Source organism: Pseudomonas sp. Ga0074129 (assembly GCA_001465025.1).
In the GTDB taxonomy this organism is placed as follows: domain Bacteria; phylum Pseudomonadota; class Gammaproteobacteria; order Pseudomonadales; family Pseudomonadaceae; genus Aquipseudomonas.
In genome coordinates, this window is sequence record LNDO01000043.1 from 43,895 (window position 1) to 64,736 (window position 20,842).

At 59.5% G+C, this 20,842-nt stretch carries 14 protein-coding genes; 5 read left to right on the top strand and 9 right to left on the bottom strand.

The window, feature by feature from the left end:
- Nucleotides 1–25 precede the first annotated feature (25 nt).
- On the bottom strand, nucleotides 26–3,103 hold the full coding sequence (locus AUK77_RS02960; RefSeq protein ID WP_296125912.1) for a transglycosylase domain-containing protein: 3,078 nt from the start codon (nucleotides 3,101–3,103) through the stop codon (nucleotides 26–28).
- Between the two features lie 367 nt (nucleotides 3,104–3,470).
- On the opposite strand from AUK77_RS02960, the gene AUK77_RS02965 reads away from it, so the two are divergent.
- Nucleotides 3,471–3,881: a hypothetical protein gene (locus AUK77_RS02965; RefSeq protein ID WP_296125913.1), complete on the top strand. Its 411-nt coding sequence runs from the start codon at nucleotides 3,471–3,473 to the stop codon at nucleotides 3,879–3,881.
- A 67-nt stretch (nucleotides 3,882–3,948) separates the two neighbouring features.
- Here AUK77_RS02965 and AUK77_RS02970 read toward each other — a convergent pair whose 3' ends face one another.
- The 4 genes from AUK77_RS02970 to metR all read right to left on the bottom strand — a co-directional run bounded on the left by AUK77_RS02970 (nucleotide 3,949) and on the right by metR (nucleotide 9,856).
- Nucleotides 3,949–7,098, bottom strand: coding sequence for an efflux RND transporter permease subunit (locus AUK77_RS02970; RefSeq protein WP_296125915.1), 3,150 nt, complete (start codon nucleotides 7,096–7,098; stop codon nucleotides 3,949–3,951).
- Nucleotide 7,099: 1 nt separating this feature from the next.
- Nucleotides 7,100–8,197: an efflux RND transporter periplasmic adaptor subunit gene (locus AUK77_RS02975; RefSeq protein ID WP_296125917.1), complete on the bottom strand. Its 1,098-nt coding sequence runs from the start codon at nucleotides 8,195–8,197 to the stop codon at nucleotides 7,100–7,102.
- The gene (locus AUK77_RS02980; protein ID WP_296125919.1) at nucleotides 8,190–8,846 is read right to left on the bottom strand and encodes a TetR/AcrR family transcriptional regulator; all 657 of its coding nucleotides are present in this window, start codon (nucleotides 8,844–8,846) and stop codon (nucleotides 8,190–8,192) included. Before AUK77_RS02980 ends, AUK77_RS02975 begins: the two co-directional genes overlap by 8 nt.
- Before the next feature lie 92 nt (nucleotides 8,847–8,938).
- Entirely contained in the window at nucleotides 8,939–9,856 is a 918-nt protein-coding gene (metR, locus tag AUK77_RS02985; RefSeq protein ID WP_296125921.1) for a transcriptional regulator MetR, read from the bottom strand.
- 218 nt (nucleotides 9,857–10,074) lie between these two features.
- On the opposite strand from metR, the gene metE reads away from it, so the two are divergent.
- Both metE and AUK77_RS02995 read left to right on the top strand, forming a co-directional pair.
- Nucleotides 10,075–12,363 carry a 5-methyltetrahydropteroyltriglutamate--homocysteine S-methyltransferase gene (gene metE / locus AUK77_RS02990; protein ID WP_296125923.1) on the top strand — a complete coding sequence of 763 codons (2,289 nt, stop codon included), beginning with the start codon at nucleotides 10,075–10,077 and terminating at the stop codon, nucleotides 12,361–12,363.
- Nucleotides 12,364–12,592: 229 nt separating this feature from the next.
- A complete protein-coding gene (locus tag AUK77_RS02995; RefSeq protein WP_296125925.1) occupies nucleotides 12,593–13,582 on the top strand; it encodes an alpha/beta hydrolase in 990 nt (329 codons plus the stop codon).
- A 15-nt stretch (nucleotides 13,583–13,597) separates the two neighbouring features.
- Here the strand turns inward: AUK77_RS02995 and AUK77_RS03000 are convergent, their stop codons facing one another.
- The 4 genes from AUK77_RS03000 to AUK77_RS03015 form a co-directional block, all read right to left on the bottom strand.
- Nucleotides 13,598–14,098, bottom strand: a complete 501-nt coding sequence (locus tag AUK77_RS03000) for a DUF1993 domain-containing protein (RefSeq protein ID WP_296125927.1) — start codon at nucleotides 14,096–14,098, stop codon at nucleotides 13,598–13,600.
- 98 nt (nucleotides 14,099–14,196) lie between these two features.
- Nucleotides 14,197–14,667, bottom strand: coding sequence for a MaoC family dehydratase (locus AUK77_RS03005; RefSeq protein ID WP_296125929.1), 471 nt, complete (start codon nucleotides 14,665–14,667; stop codon nucleotides 14,197–14,199).
- Nucleotides 14,664–15,626, bottom strand: coding sequence for an alpha/beta hydrolase (locus tag AUK77_RS03010; RefSeq protein WP_296125932.1), 963 nt, complete (start codon nucleotides 15,624–15,626; stop codon nucleotides 14,664–14,666). Before AUK77_RS03010 ends, AUK77_RS03005 begins: the two co-directional genes overlap by 4 nt.
- 72 nt (nucleotides 15,627–15,698) lie before the next feature.
- Entirely contained in the window at nucleotides 15,699–16,430 is a 732-nt protein-coding gene (locus AUK77_RS03015; RefSeq protein ID WP_296125935.1) for a transporter substrate-binding domain-containing protein, read from the bottom strand.
- A gap of 308 nt (nucleotides 16,431–16,738) precedes the next feature.
- Here AUK77_RS03015 and fadD2 point away from each other — a divergent pair, with 308 nt between their 5' ends.
- Both fadD2 and fadD1 read left to right on the top strand, forming a co-directional pair.
- On the top strand, nucleotides 16,739–18,427 hold the full coding sequence (gene fadD2, locus AUK77_RS03020; protein ID WP_296125937.1) for a long-chain-fatty-acid--CoA ligase FadD2: 1,689 nt from the start codon (nucleotides 16,739–16,741) through the stop codon (nucleotides 18,425–18,427).
- Nucleotides 18,428–18,798: 371 nt separating this feature from the next.
- On the top strand, nucleotides 18,799–20,487 hold the full coding sequence (gene fadD1 / locus AUK77_RS03025) for a long-chain-fatty-acid--CoA ligase FadD1 (RefSeq protein WP_296125939.1): 1,689 nt from the start codon (nucleotides 18,799–18,801) through the stop codon (nucleotides 20,485–20,487).
- The last annotated feature ends 355 nt before the right edge of the window (nucleotides 20,488–20,842 follow it).

The window sequence follows — 20,842 nt, forward strand, 5'->3', positions numbered from 1 at the left end:
TTAAACGCTGGCGCAGTTGATACACCTAGCCTTGAGTCAGTGCGCTCGTTTTACAGCGGCTCTGGCTGTCAGATTGTAGGTAGGGCTGCAGAATCGGCGCCATGCCTTTGAGTACCTGCACGGGTAGTGCGGAGGTAAAGCGGAAGTTTTCAGCGCTACGTCCCGGGACAAAGGCGGTTAGCGTGCCGTAATGGTTTGGGCCCAGATAGAACACGAAGGTGGCCGTGCGGTTCATTGCTCTGGAGCTCAACACGCGGCCACCTGTACCGACTGTTTCGATGCGGTTGTCACCGGTGCCGGTTTTGCCGCCCATTTTGAGCGGCTGGCCGTCGGGCTGTTGATAACTGCCCTGCAAGCGCCTGGCGGTGCCGTTTTCCACTACATCCGCCAGCGCGCTGCGTAACGCCGCAGCCACTTCAGCGGCCATGACACGGGTGCCTTCATTCTGATTACGCATCACCAAGGTGTCGTAAGGTGTGCCGGCAGCAAAGTGCAGGCTGTCGATGCGTGCAACGGGTTGGCGTATACCATCGTTTTGAATAATTCCCATCAGCTCGGCCAGCGCCGCTGGACGGTCGCCAGAGCTGCCAATTGCGGTGGCCAGTGACGGCACCAGATGGCCAAAGGGATAGCCCAGGTTTTGCCAGCGTCGGTGAATATCCAGGAACGCTTCCACCTCCAACATGATGCGGATACGGCTGTCCCGTGCGCTTTTATGGCGGCTGCGAAAGAGCCAACCGTAAACCTCTTGGCGCTCTGCTTGGCTGGCGGCTACGGCGTCGCCAAAGCCGGCTTGCGGCTGTTGATTCAGGTAGCTCAGTAGCCACAATTCCAGTGGGTGGACACGGGCGATATAGCCTTGATCAGGCAGGCTATAGCTGCCTGGGGCGTATTGCCGGTAAAGCTGACTGAGGCGCGAATCACTGAGTTGTTCTTGTGCCTGGTACTTGCGCAGGAAGGCCGCGAAACTGGCCTCATCGGCATGTGGGTACAGGTAACGATGTGCTGCCGCCAAGCGCGTGGGGGTGTGGCGCAGGCCATTCAGAAAGGTATCCAGGCGTTGTTGTTCCGGCTGGTCTTGGTACTTGCGCCAGAATCGCTGCAGAAAGCGGGTGCCTTCTCGGTCGGCAAATTCACTGAGATAAGCCTGTCGGCGCGGATCGTTATCGTCTTTGAGCAGTTCGGCGCTGTTATTGGGACCCTGGAAGGTGCTGTAGCGCACCAGGTCGCGCATCAGGCGGATGAACGGCAGGTTGAGCGATTCGCGCAGGGCGACACGAAGGCTGGCTACGCGTTGGTCATCTTCACGGCGAAAATTGCTGAACGTGTGCAGGCCGCCGCCGGTAAAGAACTGTTCGTGGGGGCTGGCGGAATAGCGACGCTCCAAGGCGGCATCGAGCATGCTGGTCAAATCCGCACCGGGGTTGGCCTGCAAATAGGCGACTGCCCAGCGGGTGAGATTGTCTTGGGGGTTCACGGCATTTAACTCGGCGATACTTTGCCGGGCATGACGTTGGTGCAGTTCGGCTATCACTTCCAGGTAGGTGGCCAGCACCCGCAGCTTAGCGGTGGAACCGAGTTCAAGCTTGCTGCCTTCGTTGATGTCGAAGGGTTGGTCGGTGTTATCGGTTTGCACCCTTACTACGCTGCCATTTTGCGTGCGTTCGAAGAGGGTGAAGCTGTAACGCACGTCGGCGGTTTTTTCCGGTGACAGTAGGCGTTCGCCAAACAAACCGACTTGTCCGGCAAATTGCGGGTCAGCCAACTGCTGCAAATACTGACTTACGGCTTGCTGCAAATTGTTATTCAGGGTGCTGGTGGCGCTCAGATCGAGGCGATCAAGGTCATACAACGGCATGTTGAGCAGGGCCGAAAGACGTGTACGCGAAACGCTGATGCCTTTGTTGCGCTCGACTGGCTGGATGTTCGGCTCCAGCGCCCAATCACGAAAGCTCAGCGATTGTCCCAGCGCCGCATCGCGCAATGGCGCGTCAATCAGCCCGCCGTTGGCCAGTAAGCGCAGGTGGCTGTCGGTCAATTTCGCCAGGTCATGACGGCCTTGCGCCAGATAATAGGAAGGGCGTCGCTGGGCAATCATCAGGGCAAGCACTTGGCGCAGGGCTAGGCCGCGATCAGCCGGGCTGGCACCTGCAGCGTTAGACGGATCAAGCAGCCGGTTGACCTGGATAAAGTCCGCACCAAACCAGATGCGCAGGCCATCGGCCAACCCGTGCACTTCGCCATGCCCCGGTGCGGCAGAAAGCGGCACGCTGTTGAGGTAGTCGCGCACGATGTTTTGTCGCACAGGCAATGTATTGGGGCCGCTTTGATAGGCGCGCACGCTGGCCGAGATCATCTGCTTGAGCTTTTCGTTGGCCGAGACAGTCAGGCCATCAGGTGAGTGGCGATACTTTTCCAGTTGGGTGGCCAAGGTACTGCCGCCAGCGGATTGCGCCTGCATGTCGAGTAGCTTACCGGCCTGCGACAGCGCGGCGATAACAAACCGTGGCCAGTCCACTGCCGGGTTGGCCGTTGGCTGGTTGGGGTCGAGCAGGGTGCGGTTCTCGATAAACAGCAAACTGTTGACCACTAAAGGCGGGATGTCGGTAAAGCTGGGGTAATGCTGTTGCGGGTAGCGAAACTGGTAAAACGGTGTGCCGGTGCAGTCATGGACGCGCAGGCCACTCTGGACTTTTTCCGCGTAGGGCACAAACAGCCCGCGTTGCGCGTAGTCGAGTAAGGCCGGAGAAAATTGCGCTTGGTGTTGCACGCTAAAGTCACGTTGCTGAAGGCGTTCCAGCATCAAGGGCAGGTGACTGTAACCCTGGCGTTTATCGAAGGGGCCTTCTTTAGGGTAGACAATGGCGTGGCTTGGACCGGGCTGAACGTCGTAGGTCAGGGTCTGGGCGTAACGACTGATTTCTTTCGATTGCAGGCGCGAGGTGCGCAGTTCATCCGAGATAAACAGGCCGGCAGCCGCCAGTAGCACAAGCACCAGCAACCAAATGATCAGGGTCAGCACCCGCTGGTAAAAGCGTCCGGTCGCGAGTTGTTGTTGCCGTTGGCTGGCGCTGCCAGTCGTATGGTGGCGGTGTGTGCCCATCGTCATTAAGCCTGTTACATGCGCTAAAGGGGTGCTGATTGCTCACAGAGAGCGTTCACAAAGTAGGCCGTAGTTTAACCCTTGGCATGCCGATGAGGCGGGACGGGTTTGGCAGCTGCGGCTTTACATCGCTGGTTTAGGACGGATCGAGTCCCTAGATTCGAGCAGGTTTGCATCACAGGCGGATTAGCGATGCAACGCGACCACCGATAGCAACTGCGGCTTAGCTGGCAGGCCAATGCCGATGCCTGGACCGCTGCCGAGCGTGGGCAGCGTATCGAAAGTCGCCGCCTGGTGACTGACGCCGCCATCCTGCAGACCATCCTGGCCCTTGCCCTGGCTCCCCTGCGCATTTTGGACTTGGGCTGTGGCGAAGGTTGGTTACGCCGAACTGCACACTCACGCCGCGCAACTGGGCCAGTTTGATCTGTTAGTGTGCAATTTCGCCCTGCTGGAGGAGCCGCTTGCTCCTACCCTAATTGCCCTGCACCGATTGCTAGTCAGCGATGGCAGTCTGCTGATTCAATCCTTGCACTCCTTGCACTCCTTGCACTCCTTGCACTCCTTGCACTCCTGGCGCGCCTGCCATGACGCCCATTACCGCGACGGCTGGCGAGTAGAGGCATTCGCCTGTTTGGGTGAGGGTTTTGCCGAGCCGATGCTCTGGTTCTTTCGCACACTGGAATCATGGCTGGCGCTGTTCAGCGAAACCGGCTGGCGTTTGCAGTGGCTGCAGGAGCCGCTGCACTTGCTCAGCTCTGGGCGTGAGGCCGCTTAACGATGCTGCGGCCTGAGTTGCGGTCATCAAGCGTGCGCCCAGGCCGGTGCCGACCGGGGCGCGTTGCTTAGGGCGTGCGTTGCAGTTCAGCCTTACCCGTGTTGCTGGCCAGCAGGTGTTCGGGCAGGTCGAGCAAGTCGTCGTCGAAGGTTTCCAGTGGTGGCGGGCGGCGCTCGAAGCGTGAACCGAGCACCAATAGGCAGGGTGTCAGCAGCAACGTCAGCACGGTGGCAAAGCTCAGGCCGCCGGCAATGGCGCTGGACAGTTGCGTCCACCATTGGGTCGAGGGCGCGCCCACCCCCAGGCTGGGGGTCAGCAGGTCGACGTTAATGCCCACCACCATCGGCACCAGGCCCAGCACCGTGGTCACGGCGGTGAGCAATACTGGGCGCAATCGCAGGCTACCGGTTTCCAGCGCCGCCGCACGCGGTTCAAGCCCTTGCCGGCGCAGTTGGTTGTAGGTGTCGATCAGGATGATGTTGTTGTTCACCACAATACCGGCCAGGGCGATCAGGCCCATGCCGACCATGACAATGCCAAACGACTGGCCGTTGATCAGCAAACCCAGCAGCACCCCGGCCGTGGACAGCACGATGGCCGACAAGACCAGCAGCGCCTGAAAGATGCTGTTGAACTGGGTGACCAGGATGATGAACATCAAGAAGATCGCCACCGCAAAGGCGGTGCCTAAGAAGGTGGCGGCCTCACGCTGGTCCGCTGCTTCGCCGGCAAACTTCACTTGCACATCGGCTGGCACGTCGCCCATGGCTTCGCGCAGGGCTTGTAGGCGTTCATCCAACTGCGCCCCGGCTGCCAGGTCGGCCTGTAAGGTGATGGTGCGGTTGCCATCGACCCGGCGCAGGGTGCCGACTTTGGGCGCTTGCTGCAGGGTGACAAAGTTACCCAGCGGCACTTGCCCGGCCGGGGTGTTGAGGGTCAGGCGGCCGAGTTGATCTAGCGAGCGCCAGTTGGCCGGCAGCCGCACGCGGATGTCCACTTCATCGGTGGCATCTTCCGGCCGATAGGTGGCCAGCTTCAGGCCATTGGTGACCATCTGCACCGCGTTGCCTACGCTCAGCACGTCTGCACCGAAGCGCGCGGCGGCCTCGCGGTCTACTTCAATGCGCCATTCAATGCCGGGCAGGGCGCGGTCATCTTCGATGTCCTTGAATCCGCCCAATCGCTGCATGGTCTGGCGAACCTCGTCGACCCACTGGTCAGCGGTGTCCGGGTTTATGGCACTGATCTGCAGTTTGACCGGTTTGCCGCTGCTGGGGCCTTCTTCCTGTTTGCGGAACTCCAGCACCACGCCGGGAATGTCCGCTGTGCGAGTGCTCATGTCGGCCAAAATCTCTGTGGCTGAGCGCCTCTCGTACCACTCCACAAACTGAAATTGCAGGGTGCCGATCACGTCCGCACCGAGCTGGCTGTCTGGTTGGGCGAGTGAGCGTGCGTACAATGCCTTGACCTCACTCATGCCGAGCAGGCGTTTTTCCACCCGTTGTAGCAACACATCTTTCTCCTGCACGGATAAGTCGCCGCGTGCGCGCACCCAGATCTGTGCGCTTTCCGGCTCGACTTCCGGGAAGAACTCCACGCCGTGGTTGAAGCGCCCGTAGGCGGTGTAGATCAAGGCAATCAAGGCGAGCATGCCGAGCAGGGTCAGGCCCGGTCGCTTGAGTAGGGCGTTCAGTAAGCGGCGATAACCGAGGGCGCTGCGGCCTGGTTGGGTAGCTTGTGGCAGCGGTTGGCCACCGCCTGTGACTGCACCCAACACCGGGAGAAACACCAGGGCCATGGCCAGCGATGCCAGCAGGCAGAGAATCACCGTGGCCGGCAGGTATTTCATGAATTGGCCGACCACACCTGGCCAAAACAACAGCGGCAGAAATACCACCAGTGTGGTGGCGGTGGAGGCAATCACCGGCCACGCCATGCGCGTGGCGGCATTGGCCCAGGCCTGACGAGGGCTTTGCCCTTGATGCAGGTAACGGTCGGCCAGTTCGGAGACCACAATCGCGCCATCGACCAGCATGCCCGCGACCAGAATCAGGCTGAACAGCACCACAGTATTGAGGGTAAAGCCGAGCATCCAGATCAGCAGAATACCGGTCAAAAATGCCCCGGGAATCGTCAGCCCCACCAGTAGTGCTGAGCGCATGCCCATACAGGCCACCACCAGAATCAGCACCAGCACGATGGCCGTCATCACGTTGCTGAGCAGGTCGCTGAGCATGCTTTGCACCTGCTGCGACTGGTCCATGATGTAGCTGATCTGCAGGTCCGCCGGCAGCATGGGCTGCGCTTTGCTCATCAGCGCCTTGACCTGCTCAATGGTGTCGATGATGTTCGCGCCGCTGCGCTTGGAAACCTCCAGCACCACGGCCGGCTGGCCATTGATGCGTGCATAACCCGTGGGGTCTTTGAAGGTGCGGTGAATGGTGGCGACATCGCCAAAGGTCACCACACTGCCGGCCACTACTTTGATTGGCATGGACAGCACGTCGTCGAGGTCTTCGATCACGCCGGGTACTTTCATGCTCATACGGCCCGCCCCGGTGTCCAGGCTGCCGGCGGCGACCAGGCGGTTATTGCGGCTGACCAGATTGAACAGCTCGGTGTAGTCGATGCCGTAACTGTCGAGCACCTGCGGGTCGACGATGATCTCCAGCAGGTCTTCGCGGTCGCCGCCGATTTCCACTGAGAGCACTTCGGCAATGCCTTCAACGTTCTCTTTCAAGCGGCGGGCGATGTAGACCAATTCGGTTTCGGCAATCGGCCCGGAGAGGCCAATCGACAGCACCGGGAACAGCGCCACGTTGACTTCGTTGACGGTCGGTTCATCGGCTTCGTCGGGCAGTTTGCTGCGTGCGGTGTCGACTTTTTCACGCACATCGGCCAAGGCGGTTTTAGCGTCAAAACCAGCATCAAATTCGAGGGTCACCGAGGCATGGCCTTCGCTGGCCATGGAGCGCATTTCCTTGATCCCTTCAAGGCTGCGCAACTCCTGCTCCAGCGGCCGTACCAGCAGGCGCTCGGCGTCTTCCGGGCTGATGCCTTCCAAGCTCACCGATACGTAAATGATCGGAATGCTGACGTCGGGGTTGGCTTCCTTGGGGATGGCGAAATACGCGCCTAGCCCACCGATCATCAGAAAAGCCAACACCAGCAAGCTGGTGCGGCTGCGGTCGAGCGCTGCGGCAATCAGGCCGTGCATATCAGCGGCTCCCTTCGGCCAGTTGGCTGATGACTTCTTCGCCCGCCTCGACAAAACCTTGGCCGAGGATGATCAGCGCGACTTTTTCCGGCAAACCGCTGACCCACGCGCCTTGGTTGTTCACGCTGAGCAACTGCACCGGAGTGAATTCGACCCGTTGTGCGTCATTGACCCACTTGACCCCATGGCGACCGGCTTTATCCAAGCTGAGCAGGGCCGGCGAGAGGCGATGTGCCAGGGTTTCCCCGGTTTGAATGTGCAAGGTGGCGCTGGCCCCGGCCAGGCGCAACGCCTCGGGGTTATCGACTTTGACTTCAATACGGAAGCTGCGTGAGCCAGGATCGGCGGCCGCCGCAATAAAGTGCAACTCGCCTTGCAGATTGCGCCCATCGAGCAACTCGACGCGCACGGGCTGGCCCAGTTTGAGCTGGGTTACGTCTTGCTGCGCGATCTGCGCACTGACTTTCAGTTGGCCGATGTCCACCAGGGTCAGCAGGCTTTGTCCTGGCTGGAGGAAATCGCCCAGTTCCACCATGCGCTGGTCATAAATACCGGCAAAGGGGGCGTTGATCGTGGTGTTGCTCAGCTCAATGCGCGCAAGATCCAGTTCGGCGCGGGCTTTGGCCAGTTCGCTTTGCAGGCGGATCAGCTCGTTGGCGGACACCAGCTTGCGTTCACGCAAACGCTCAGCCGCGCTGACATCCGCAGCGCGCTGGCGCACATCGGCTTCACCTTTGGCCACTTGGGCTGGGCGGTTGTCGGTAGACAGGCTCAGCAGGCGCTGCCCCTGTTTGACCGTACTGCCTTTGTCCTGATCCAAGCGCTGCACGGTGCCGCTGATTTGCGCGCGTAACTCGACCCGGCGCCAAGCTTCTATCTGGCCTTGAACCACATGCTGGCGCTGCATGGGTTCAGCTTGCAGCCACTGCACCTGAACGCTGGTCAGCTCTTGCTCGGGTGAAGGCGCATCGGCGCTGGCGGTCTCCTGGGCCTTGAATACGCCGCCGCTGAACAGCCACAACAGCAATAGCACGGTGATGGCGACGGCAATCAACCAGGGACGTTTGGACAACTGACTGAACATGGCGGATTTACTCATGGCGAGAAGGGTGAGCCAGCAGGTCGGCGGCTTGGGTGCGCAGGCCAGCAATGATGAAGTCGCTGACGCGGGCGAAGTATTCGTGCAAGGAAATTGGCTCGGCCCAGTGGGCGAAACCACCGGAGGCGATGCGCGCCATCACACCGTTAACGCAAGCTTCGACACCCCACAGCAGGTTTTGACAATCCGCTTGGGTGAGTGCCTGGTTATTCAAGGTGACGCTGAGCATGTCGCGGAAAAACGCCTGGTACTGCCGCTCGATATCAAAAAACTGCAGGCGATAGGGGGCTTCGAGGCGTTCTTGAAAGTCCGGTCGGTCGCAGTGCAGGCACAGTTGGGTGTGGATCGGGTTGTCCAGCATCAGCTCAAACGAGCGCCGGATCACCTGGCGCATGGCCTCTTGCGGCGCACTGGTCGCATGCAAGGCGCGAAGCTCATGCAGGTTTTGCAGGCTGTTGTCGAGCACCAGGCGCGCATACAACGCTTCCTTGCTGGGGAAGTGTTTATACACCGTGCCTTTACCAATACCGGCGGCGATGGCCACCTCGGCAATGGTGACGCGGTCCCAGGGGGATTCGCTGAACAACTGGCGGGCCGCCGTGAGAATGGCATTTTCCCGTTGCTCGAAAAGTTGATCTTGAAGGCGCATAAACGAAGCTTCTACTGATTGTGACCGTTGGTCATGCTATGACTGTTGGTCACAATCAGCAAGCGAGGAGATGTAACAGGCTGTGCGGTTTTTCAGCGCGCCACGCTGACCCCTTCCAGATTGGCAAAGGAGGTGTCCTTGGCGGTCAGTAGAAAGTCACGCATAAACGGTGCATCGAGCATGTCGGTGCGGATGCCGGCATACAGGGTGGCAAACAGGCCTTTCTCGCCTAAGCGCTTGGCGCTGACATAACCGCGCGAGCTGTATTCATGCAGCGCCCAGTTGGGCAGGCCGCACACGCCACGGCCACTGGCCACCAGTTGCATCATCATTACCGTCAGCTCTGAGGTGCGCACTTGCGCGGGCTCGATATCGGCCGGCTCCAGAAACCGGGTGAAGATATCCAGTCGGTCACGTTCCACCGGGTAGGTGATCAGGGTCTCTGTGGCCAGATCGTGCGGCCTGATGCAGGGCTTGCTGGCCAGCGGATGTTGATTGGCCACGGCCAGCATGGCCTCGTAGGTAAACAGCGGCACATAGGTGATGCCGGCCAGCTCAATTGGGTCGCTGGTCACCACCAGATCGAGATCGCCACGGGCCAGCGCGGGTAGCGGGGCGAAGGAGAAACCGGAAGCCAGGTCCAGCTCCACTTCGGGCCAGGCGTCGCGGAACTGGTCGATGGTCGGCATCAGCCACTGGAAGCAGCTGTGGCATTCGATGGCCATGTGCAAACGCCCGGCGGTGCCGCCTGCCAACCGCGCCAAATCCCGCTCGGCACTGCGCAGCATTGGCAGCAGCGTATCGGCCAGTTGCAGCAAACGCAGGCCCGCGCTGGTAAAGCGCACCGGCTTGGTTTTGCGCACAAACAGCGGCATGCCCAGGCGTTCTTCCAGCTCCTTGAATTGATGCGAGAGTGCCGACTGGGTGAGGTGCAGGCGCTCGGCGGCATCCACCAGGCTTTCACTTTCGCGCAGGGCATGCAGGGTTTTCAGGTGGCGTAGTTCGAGCATGGCGGGCCTCAGGGTATCTCGCAGAACGGCTGTGTGTAGGGGCGAGCTTGCTCGCGATCAGGGTTGTAAAAGCATCGCCAGCAAGCTGGCTCCTACAAATATGTGGGTTAGGAGAACATGAGGAAAACTATAGATCAAGACGAATATCTTGAGTTTGTCTCACTCATCAACACTGTCGAGAATAGCTCCATCGTATTGATCAGATGGAGCGTTATGACATGGCCTTGTCCCATTCCCTTGGATTTCCCCGCATCGGCGCGGACCGCGAACTGAAAAAAGCCCTGGAGGCTCACTGGAAAGGTGAGCTGGATGAAGCAGGTTTGCAGGCAGTCGGGCGTGAACTGCGCGCCGCTCATTGGCAGGTGCAGAAAGACGCTGGTATCGACCTGCTGCCGGTGGGTGATTTTGCCTGGTACGACCAGATGCTGAGCCACTCCCTGAGCTTCGGGGTAATCCCCGAGCGTTTCCGCCCGGCTGATGGCAAGCCGACATTGGACACCCTGTTTGCCATGGCGCGCGGCGTGTCGAAGGGTTGCTGCGCTGGTGCGCATGCGCAAGAAATGACCAAGTGGTTTGATACCAACTACCACTATCTGGTGCCGGAATTTAGCGCTGACCAGCAGTTTCAACTGAGCTGGACGCAGCTGTTCGATGAAGTCGACGAAGCCCACGCCCTCGGTCATCGGGTCAAGCCGGTGCTGATTGGTCCGCTGACCTACCTGTGGTTGGGCAAGGCCAAGGGCGGAGAGTTTGAACGTCTCGACCTGCTGGAGCGCTTGTTGCCGGTCTACGGCGAAATCCTCCAGCGCCTGGCAGCACAAGGTGTGGAGTGGGTGCAGATCGATGAGCCGATTTTGGCGCTGGATCTGCCGCAAGACTGGAAGAACGCCTTCGAACGCGCCTACAACCTGCTGCAGCGCGAGCCGGGCAAGAAACTGATCGCCACTTACTTTGCCGGTCTGGAAGACAACCTCGGCCTGGCTGCCAGCCTGCCGGTGGATGGCCTGCATATCGACCTGGTGCGTGCGCCCGAGCAGTTCCCAACCATTCTTGACCGCCTGCCAGCCTACAAGGTGCTGTCGCTGGGCGTGGTCAATGGGCGGAATGTGTGGCGTACCGATCTGCACAAGGCGTTGGAGATTCTGCGCGAGGCGCAAGTCCGTTTGGGCTCGCGCTTGTGGGTTGCGCCGAGTTGCTCGCTGCTGCACAGCCCGGTTGATTTGAACCGTGAAGACAAGCTGGATGCCGAGCTGAAAAGCTGGCTGGCCTTCGCCGTGCAAAAATGCGAGGAAGTCGCCTTACTCACCCGCGCCCTGAACGACCCGCAGGATGCCCGCGTGCAAGACGCCCTGGCCACCAGTGCAGCGGTGCAGGCCGGTCGCGCAGAATCGCCACGCATTCATAAACCGGAGGTGCAGGCGCGCTTGGCCGCTGTCACGGCTGCCGACAGTCAGCGCCAGTCGCCGTTTGCCAAACGCATCGAGCAACAGCGCGCCCGCTTGCAACTGCCGGCGTTGCCGACCACCACCATTGGCTCCTTCCCGCAAACGGCGGCCATCCGCCTGGCGCGTCAGGCCTATAAAGCCGGCAAGCTAAGCCAGGCCAACTACACCGAGGCCATGTACAGCGAGATTCGTCACGCGGTTGAGGTGCAGGAAAACCTCGGCTTGGATGTGCTGGTGCATGGCGAGGCCGAGCGTAATGACATGGTCGAATACTTTGCCGAGCAGCTCGACGGCTATGCCTTCACCCGTTTTGGTTGGGTGCAAAGTTACGGTTCGCGCTGCGTGAAACCGGCGGTGATTTACGGTGACCTGAGCCGTCCCAACGCCATGACCGTGGCCTGGATCGGCTATGCGCAAAGCCTCACGCAAAAAGTCATGAAGGGGATGCTGACGGGGCCGGTGACCATGTTGATGTGGTCATTCGCGCGTGATGACATCTCTCGCGAACAACAGGCGCGTCAACTGGCGCTGGCCATTCGTGATGAAGTGGTCGATCTGGAAACGGCCGGCATTAAGATCGTGCAGATCGACGAAGCCGCTTTCCGCGAGGGCTTGCCATTGCGCAAGGCGCAGTGGCAGGACTATCTGGACTGGGCTACTGAGGCCTTCCGTCTGTGCGCCTCTGGGGTGCGTGACGAAACGCAGATCCACACCCACATGTGCTACAGCGAGTTCAACGATGTGATCGCCTCCATCGCAGCCATGGATGCGGATGTGATCACCATCGAGACCTCACGTTCGGACATGGAGTTGCTGCAGGCTTTTGAAGCCTTCGACTACCCCAATGACATCGGCCCGGGCGTTTACGACATTCACTCGCCACGCGTACCGGACAGCCGTGAAATGGCCAAGCTGTTGCGCAAGGCCGCGCAGCGCATCCCGGTCGAACGGCTGTGGGTCAACCCGGACTGCGGCCTGAAAACCCGCGCCTGGCCAGAGACGGAAGCGGCGCTGGTGAATATGGTGGCGGCCGCCCGGCAGTTGCGTACTGAGCTGGCCTGATCCACAAAGCTGTCGCGGCTAAAGCCCTTCCCGCGCGATCTCTGCTGGGTAGGGGCTTTGGCTGCTGGGCTTGATGCAGCAACGTTGGTGGGGTTCGGCAGCTGAGCAGACCGCTCGTCTCCCTTCATTAAACTGTCACCTTTGTGTGGCAGCGCGCTCGCACAAACATCATCACACTCACGTCTTAATGGGGGGCTGCGCTCTGCTGTCCCAGCCGGGGTGTATGGGTATGCGTGGATTGATTCTTCTGGTCGCACTGCTGTGCGGCCTGCCGGCATTTGCCGCGCAACAGTGCAATGTGCAGGTGCCAACGCAGACGGCTGATGTGGGTGATGTGCGCTTGGCGTATCAAAGCATCGGCCGGGGCAGTGACCCGGCGCTGCTGTTGGTCATGGGTCTGGGTGGGCAATTGATCCACTGGCCTGATGAGGTGGTTGAGCGTCTGTGTAAGCAGGGCTTTCGGGTCATTCGTTTCGATAACCGCGATGTCGGGCTGAGTGCGTGGGCCGGTACGCCACCGACAATCAACCTGACCTATGAAGCGCTGCGTTATCGCGTTGGCCTGGCGGTAACCGCGCCCTATGGCCTGCGGGATATGGCCGGTGATGCCTTGGCGCTGCTAGATGCCCTGAACATTGAGCGTGCCCATGTTTTGGGTGCGAGCATGGGCGGGATGATTGCGCAGCACATGGCTGATCTTGCGCCTGAGCGGGTACAAAGCCTGACGTTGGTGATGACCAGTTCCAGCGCCCAGGGTTTACCTGCCCCGAGCAGCGATTTGCTGGCGTTGCTGGCCAAGCGTGAAGCACCGAACCGAGCGGTGGCGTTGGAGCAACAGGCAGACCTGCTGGCGGCGCTGGGCAGTCCGGCGGTTAGTGATGATCGGGACTTATTGCTGCAGCAGGCACAGGTCGCTTACGACCGTGCGTTCAATCCGGAAGGGGTGCAGCGTCAACTGCTGGCGATTCTGGCAGAGCCGAGCCGGGTCGAGCTGCTCAACCGCTTGCAGGTGCCAACGCTGGTGGTGCATGGCACCGCCGATCCGTTGTTGCCGGCTATGCACGGCGTGCATGTGGCAGCGCACATCAAAGGCAGTGAACTGAAACTGATCCCCGGCCTGGCGCATCGTTTCCAGGATGCCTTCAAAGAACCTTTGTTGGCGGCGGTGTTGCCGCACCTTGAAGCCCATCGCGAGGATGGGCGGTGGGTGCGGCTGTGAGCGGGTAACCTGGGTTTAGCGGGTGCCGAGAAAGTCACGCTTACCGATGGCCACGCCGTTGTGACGCAGGATGGCGTAGGCGGTGGTGTAGTGGAAATAGAAGTTCGGCAGCACGTGATCCAGCAGGAACGCTTGGCCCTGGAAATGGGTTTCCTTGTCGCGGCGCTTGAGCGTTACGGTGCGTTCAGCGCTGGCGTCGATCTGCGCCGCATCGAGGCTGGCGAGAAAGCTTAGGGTGGCGGCAATGCGCGCTTGCAGTTCGGCAAAGCTGGTTTCGTCGTCAGCCTGGCTGGGCGCCTCTACGCTGGCCAGCAGCGCGGCACCGGCTTTGGCACCGTCACAGGCAATCTGCACCTGACGCACCAGCGGGAACATGTCCGGTGCCAGTCGGGCATTGAGAAATACGCTTTGCTCGATTTTCTTCTCTTCGGCGTGGGCGGCGGCGATGCCGAGGATGACCGACAGGTTGTTCAACTGGCGGGTAAAGACCGGGATGGAGGCGTGATACAGGGACATGAATTACTCCAGATGCGCCGAGCCCGCGAGCTCGGCTGTCAATAAAAGTGCGATTGAACACACCGCCGCGATCGCCGCGGTGCGTGAGGTGAACGGATTTAGCCGACCGTGATAGGCGGCAGCTTGGTCAGCTCCACGGTCTGTGCTTTGCGCGGGGCGAGGATTTCCGCCTCGCCATCCACCACCAGTTCGTCGTTCTGGTTGAACACGCGGGTGGCCATGCGCACGCGGAATTTCGGCAGTTTTTCCAGCACTTCCAAACGCACGGTGAGGGTGTCACCAAGTTTTACCGGCGCGGTGAAACGCATGCTCTGGCCCAGGTAAATGGTGCCAGGCCCGGGCAGCTCGCAGGCCACTGCGGCGCTGATCAGCGCGCCGCTGAACATGCCATGGGCGATGCGCTCTTTGAACATGGTCTCAGCCGCGTAGGCCGCATCCAGATGCACCGGGTTATGGTCGCCGGAAACTTCAGCGAACAGTTGCACATCGCGCTCGCTGACCGTTTTGCTGTAGCTGGCGGTTTGGCCGACTTCAAGGACGTCGTAGGGTGTGTTGCTGCTTTGCGTCATGGGTGGCTCTCTTGGCTCTGTTGGTGGCACTGGCGCGGTTGGCTGAGGGCCTGTTGCAGCCAGTCGATGATGTAGGTGGTCACTTCGTCACGATTGCTCTCGTTGAGCAGTTCGTGGCGCGCACCGGGGTAAATATTCACCTGCACATGCTGGTTGCCGGCGGCGCTCAAGGCGTTGGCCAGGTCTTGCTGACGGTGGCCATCACTCACCGGGTCACAGGCACCGCCAATCACCAGTAGCGGTAGGCTGTTATCGATTTGCGCGAGGTTTTCCAGCGGGGTGATCTGCTGCAGGCCGCCGAGCAGGTCAATCCACAGTTGATTACTGCAGCGGAAACCGCACAGCGGATCATTGATATAGCGGTCAACCTCGTCCGGGTCGCGGCTTAGCCAGTCGAAGGCGGTGCGGTTGGGTTTGAACGCCTTGTTAAAGGAACCAAATGACACAAACTCCAGCAGGGCGCTGCGCCCCAGTGGCCCCTGCCGCCAGCGTTCAAGGCGGGCGAGCCATTGCCCCGCACGGTACAGCGCGACCGGCTGGTAGTTAGAGCCGGAAAGAATCGCCCCTTGCAGGCTGCAACTGTGGTGCATCAGGTAGGCCTGGCTGATGTAACTGCCCATGCTGTGCCCGAGCAGGAAGATCGGCACCTGGGGATGGGTCTGGCGCATGTGGTGGTTGAGGCAGGCCAGGTCGTTGACCACCTGCGCCCAACCCTGGTTATCAGCATAGTGACCCAGCATGCCGTGCTCAGCCGTCTTGCCGTGGCCGCGCTGGTCGTGGGCATACACTTCAATACCCTGAGCCACCAGCGCCTGGGCGAAGCGCGCATAGCGGCCGCTGTGTTCGGCCATGCCGTGGGCAATCATCAGCAGGGCTTTGGGCGGTTGTTCGCTGTACCAGCGGTTGACGTAAAGCGGCGCAGCTTCGCTGCTGGGGAGCCAGAAGGCTTGATGAAGCATGGCGAGTACCTTGAGCCTGCAGATGGTGGGCATTGTGCACCCGACACAGCGCTGAGCAAAGTCTGCGCTGTTTTAGCGTTGATAGCGCCGAATTATCTGCTGATACTCGCCGGAACGGTGCAGTGTACCGATGCCGCGTTCGAATATGCTGCGCCAGTCCGGCTCGCCGTCCTTGTTGGGCGTAAAGCCAATCTGCAGTGGGATGCGCTCCAGTACCTGGCCTTGCCAAACGAGGCTATGGCGCAGTTGCTCATCGTTTTCGATCAGGTACTCGCCCACTGTGTGCTCTATCAGCACCATGTCAAAACGCCGTGCATTGAGTTTGCGCAGGTTGGTGATGTCATCGACCGCTTCAATCAACTCAAGCCCCGCATCGGAAAACTGCGATGAATAGCCGTAGCCGCGCACGATGCCCAGCTTGCGGCCGCGCAACTCGCTCAGCTCGGTAAAGCGCAACGGGCTTGTGTCTCGGCGCATGAACAGCCCCAGTTCGCTGTAAAACAATGTGCGTGTGGGCTGTAGGCCTTCTTCAGCTATCTCGCGCGGCCACAGTGCCAGGGCACCTTGGTAGGTGCCGTTGCGTAGCGCTAAGCGCACCCGTGCCCAGGGGCGGAAGTCGATTTGCACCTCATGCCCTTCAACGGCAAAGGCGCGCCGGGTCAGTTCAACCAGGCTGCCACCGCCGCTTAAATGTTCAGAACTGTAAGGTGGGTATTCCAGTGTGGCCAGGCGCAGTTGGGCGCCGCTCTGCGCGTGGCACATAAACGGAAACAGAATGAGTGCGGCGAGTCGTACAAGGTGCATGGCAGTTAGTCGTAGGAACGTGCAGATTGGGTATAGGTGCAACGGGCGGATAGTTCCACACGGAGCCATGAGATTCAGTGCATCAATGACGAGGCCAGGCTATTTGCCAGCCTTGGGTTAACTGTTACTTTTCAGCCAACTCCGCCATCAGCGTGTTCGCAAACAGTTGCGCAGGTCATGTTTAAGGAAATAAGGGGCTGCACGCGCAGCGCCTTGATTCTCCGCTTATTTAACGTGGCTTGAGTGAAGTGTTTTGCGTAATCATTTTTTGGCGGTTGGCATCAATTCAGGGCAAGGGGATAAAAATAATGCAACCTGATTTCTGGAGCGACAAACGCCCGGCCGGCGTACCCAATGAGATTGATCTGGGAGCCTACAAATCTGTCGTGGAGGTATTCGAGCGCTCGTGCAAAAAGTTTGCGGATCGGCCTGCCTTCAGCAACTTGGGCGTGACCCTGACCTATGCCGAGTTGGATCGGCTCTCTGGCGCATTTGCCGCCTATTTGCAAAAGCACACCGATCTGCAGCCCGGCGACCGTATCGCCGTGCAAATGCCAAACGTGTTGCAGTACCCGATTGCCGTCTTTGGGGCCATGCGTGCAGGCCTGGTGGTGGTCAATACCAACCCGCTGTATACCGCTCGCGAAATGCGCCACCAGTTCAAGGATGCCGGCGTGCGTGCGCTGGTGTACCTGAACATGTTCGGCAAGCTGGTGCAGGACGTGCTGCCTGATACCGACATCGATTACCTGATCGAAGCCAAGATGGGTGACCTGCTGCCGAGCCTTAAAGGCTGGTTGGTCAACACCGTGGTCAAGAAGGTCAAGAAGATGGTGCCGGACTACCAGCTACCGCAGGCTGTGGCCTTTAAGTCAGTGCTCAAGCTTGGTCATGGGCACGCCCTGAAACCCGCCAAGGTGGGGCAGGACGACATTGCCGTGCTCCAGTACACCGGTGGCACCACCGGTGTGGCCAAGGGCGCGATGCTGACTCACGGTAACCTTGTGGCCAACATGTTGCAGATTGATGCCTGCCTGTCGCAGCTCGGCCCGGATGGCACGCCGCTGATGAAGCAGGGTCAGGAAATCATGATCGCGCCGTTGCCGCTCTATCACATCTATGCATTCACTGCGAATTGCATGTGCATGATGGTTAACGGCAACCACAACGTGCTGATCACCAACCCGCGTGACATTCCAGGTTTCGTTAAAGAACTGGGCAAGTGGCAGTTCACCGCGCTGCTGGGGTTGAACACCCTTTTTGTTGCGCTGATGGATCATCCCGAGTTCAAGAACCTCGACTTCTCCCACTTCAAATTGACCAACTCCGGCGGCACGGCACTGGTCAAGGCGACGGCTGAACGTTGGCAGGCGATGACTGGTTGCCCGGTGACTGAAGGTTATGGCCTGACGGAAACCTCACCCGTGGCCAGTACCAATCCGTATGGTGACAAAGCGCGATTGGGCACGGTGGGCATTCCCGTACCGGGGACTGCGTTCAAGGTCATCAGCGATGACGGCGAGGTGTTGGCGCTGGGTGAGCGTGGCGAACTCTGCATCAAGGGTCCGCAGGTGATGAAAGGCTACTGGCAGCGTCCGGAAGCCACTGAAGAGGTGCTGGATGCCGACGGCTGGTTCAAGACCGGCGATGTCGCGGTGATTGATCCGGACGGCTTCGTGCGTATCGTTGACCGCAAGAAGGACATGATCATCGTCTCTGGCTTCAACGTGTATCCCAACGAAATCGAAGACGTGGTGATGGCGCATCCTAAGGTCGCCAGCTGTGCCGCTATCGGTGTGCCAGACGAGAAGTCGGGTGAGGCGGTGAAGTTGTTTGTGGTTGCGCGCGACAGCAGCCTGACGGCCGATGAACTCAAGGCGTTTTGTAAGGAAAACTTCACGGGGTACAAAGTGCCCAAGCAGATTGTTTTCCGTGATGCATTGCCCATGACCCCCGTGGGTAAAATTCTCCGCCGCGAATTGCGCGACATCGCCTGACCTGCCTCTAGGTTTCAGCGCAGACTCTCACCTGAGGGGATGCGCTGAAACACCTCTTTCTTATCGAAACCCCTTTAGCCCGGCAGTCTTCACGGTTATTTCGATGTGACTATTTGGCTGGTTTTAGTCGCTTTTGTGACTGTGGCGGCGCTTATTGGCGCTGGTCGCTATTTGGCAAAGCTGCTACTCTCGGGCGGATTTTTTGTGATTTGCCGTCTAGAGTGCGTGGCCTTTCAGGCCGTCGCGGCGCGACGTAAACAAATGGCCGATAGCAATTTGCGTTGTTAACGTCGCAAAAAATCACGCAACCCTACAATAAACAGCCGTCTACGCGCGGCGAAGATCAAGTTGTTGCTGAGGAGTGGGCTTCCATGACCGAAAACTTTTGGAAGGATAAGTATCCCGTTGGGATTGCTTCTGAAATCAATCCTGACCAGTACCCGAATATCCAGGCGGTACTGAAAGAGTCCTGCCAACGCTTCGCCGATAAGCCAGCTTTTAGCAACATGGGTAAGACCATTACCTACGGCGAGCTGTATGAATTGTCTGGCCAATTTGCGGCCTACCTGCAGCAAAGCACGCCCTTGCAGCCCGGCGACCGTATCGCTGTGCAACTGCCCAACGTTCTGCAGTACCCGGTTGTAGTTTTCGGTGCCCTGCGCGCCGGCCTGGTGGTGGTAAACACCAACCCGCTTTACACCGCGCGGGAGTTGGAGCACCAGTTCAACGATTCCGGCGCCAAGGCCCTTGTTAGCCTGGCCAACATGGCCCACCTGGTTGAGCAAGTCCTGCCCAAAACTGGCATCAAAACAGTCATCATCACCGAAGTTGGTGACATGCTGCCGCCGCTCAAGCGCTTGCTGGTCAACAGCGTGGTTAAGCATGTGAAAAAGATGGTGCCGGCCTATAGCCTGCCGCAAGCCATCAAATTTACGGCGGCTATGGCCAAAGGCCGTGGTCAGAGCGTGAAAGAAGCAGCTCCGGCCAATGGTGAAATTGCCGTGCTGCAATACACCGGCGGCACCACCGGCGTGGCCAAGGGCGCGATGCTCACCCACCGCAACCTGATCGCCAACATGCTGCAGGTCAAGGCGCTGATGGGCTCGGAAATGAGCGAGGGCAGCGAGGTGTTGATTGCGCCGCTGCCGCTCTACCACATTTACGCGTTCACCTTTCATTGCATGGCCATGATGCTGATTGGTGGGCACAACGTGCTGATCACCAACCCGCGTGATCTGCCGGCGATGACCAAAGACTTGGCTAAGTACAAGTTCACTGGTTTTGTCGGTCTCAACACGCTGTTCGTAGCGCTGTGCAACAACGAAGAATTCCGCAAGTTGGACTTCTCCACCCTTAAAGCAACGTTCTCCGGTGGCATGGCTCTACAACTGGCCACGGCAGAGCGCTGGAAGCAGGTCACCGGTTGCTCCATCTGTGAAGGTTTCGGCATGACCGAAACCAGCCCAGTAGCTTCGGTTAACCCGTTCAGCAACATCCAGATCGGCACCATTGGTATCCCGGTGCCGTCGACCCAGTGCAAGGTGATCAACGACGAAGGTGTTGAGCAGCCATTGGGTTCGATTGGCGAGCTGTGCGTGAAAGGCCCGCAGGTGATGAAGGGCTACTGGCAGCGTCAGGAGGCCACTGACGAAATCCTCGATGCTGAAGGCTGGTTGAAGACCGGCGACATCGCGGTGATCCAGGAAGACGGTTATATGCGTATCGTCGACCGCAAGAAGGACATGATTCTGGTGTCGGGCTTCAACGTTTATCCGAACGAGCTGGAAGATGTTCTCGCCACCCTGCCAGGCGTGATGCAGTGTGCAGCCATCGGTGTACCGGACGAAAAGTCGGGCGAAGCGATCAAGATCTTCGTGGTGGTCAAGCCGGGTGAAACGCTGACCAAAGAGCAGGTCATGGAGCACATGCGCGCCAACGTCACCGGTTACAAGGTGCCGAAAGCCGTCGAGTTCCGCGATGTTCTGCCGACCACCAACGTTGGTAAGATCCTGCGCCGCGAACTGCGTGATGAAGAGCTGAAGAAGTTGGGTAAAAAGTAACGGTTTAAACCGTCTTTTTCCTGGCAGTAAGCGCTTAAAAATACCCCGACCAGTTCGGGGTATTTTTTTGTGCGGCGCTCACTCAGCGCGTGCCTGGATCCAGTAGCGTGCCCACACCTATCAATGGGCTGAGTTGTTCTTGGACGGGCAGCTTTCATCGGATGGGTTAGTCGCTTGAGGTGCGCGATGCATCAACCTCGCTCAGCACGCTGTCACTCACCATCGGCGTAACGCGTTCAGTCTGGCTGGTGGCTTACGTGCGGATTCCACGCCATTCGGACACTCAGCCCACGCTGATCCGGACACCTGTTCCACGATCATTCGGACAGGCAGTCGGAGCGCAGCGACGCAGGGC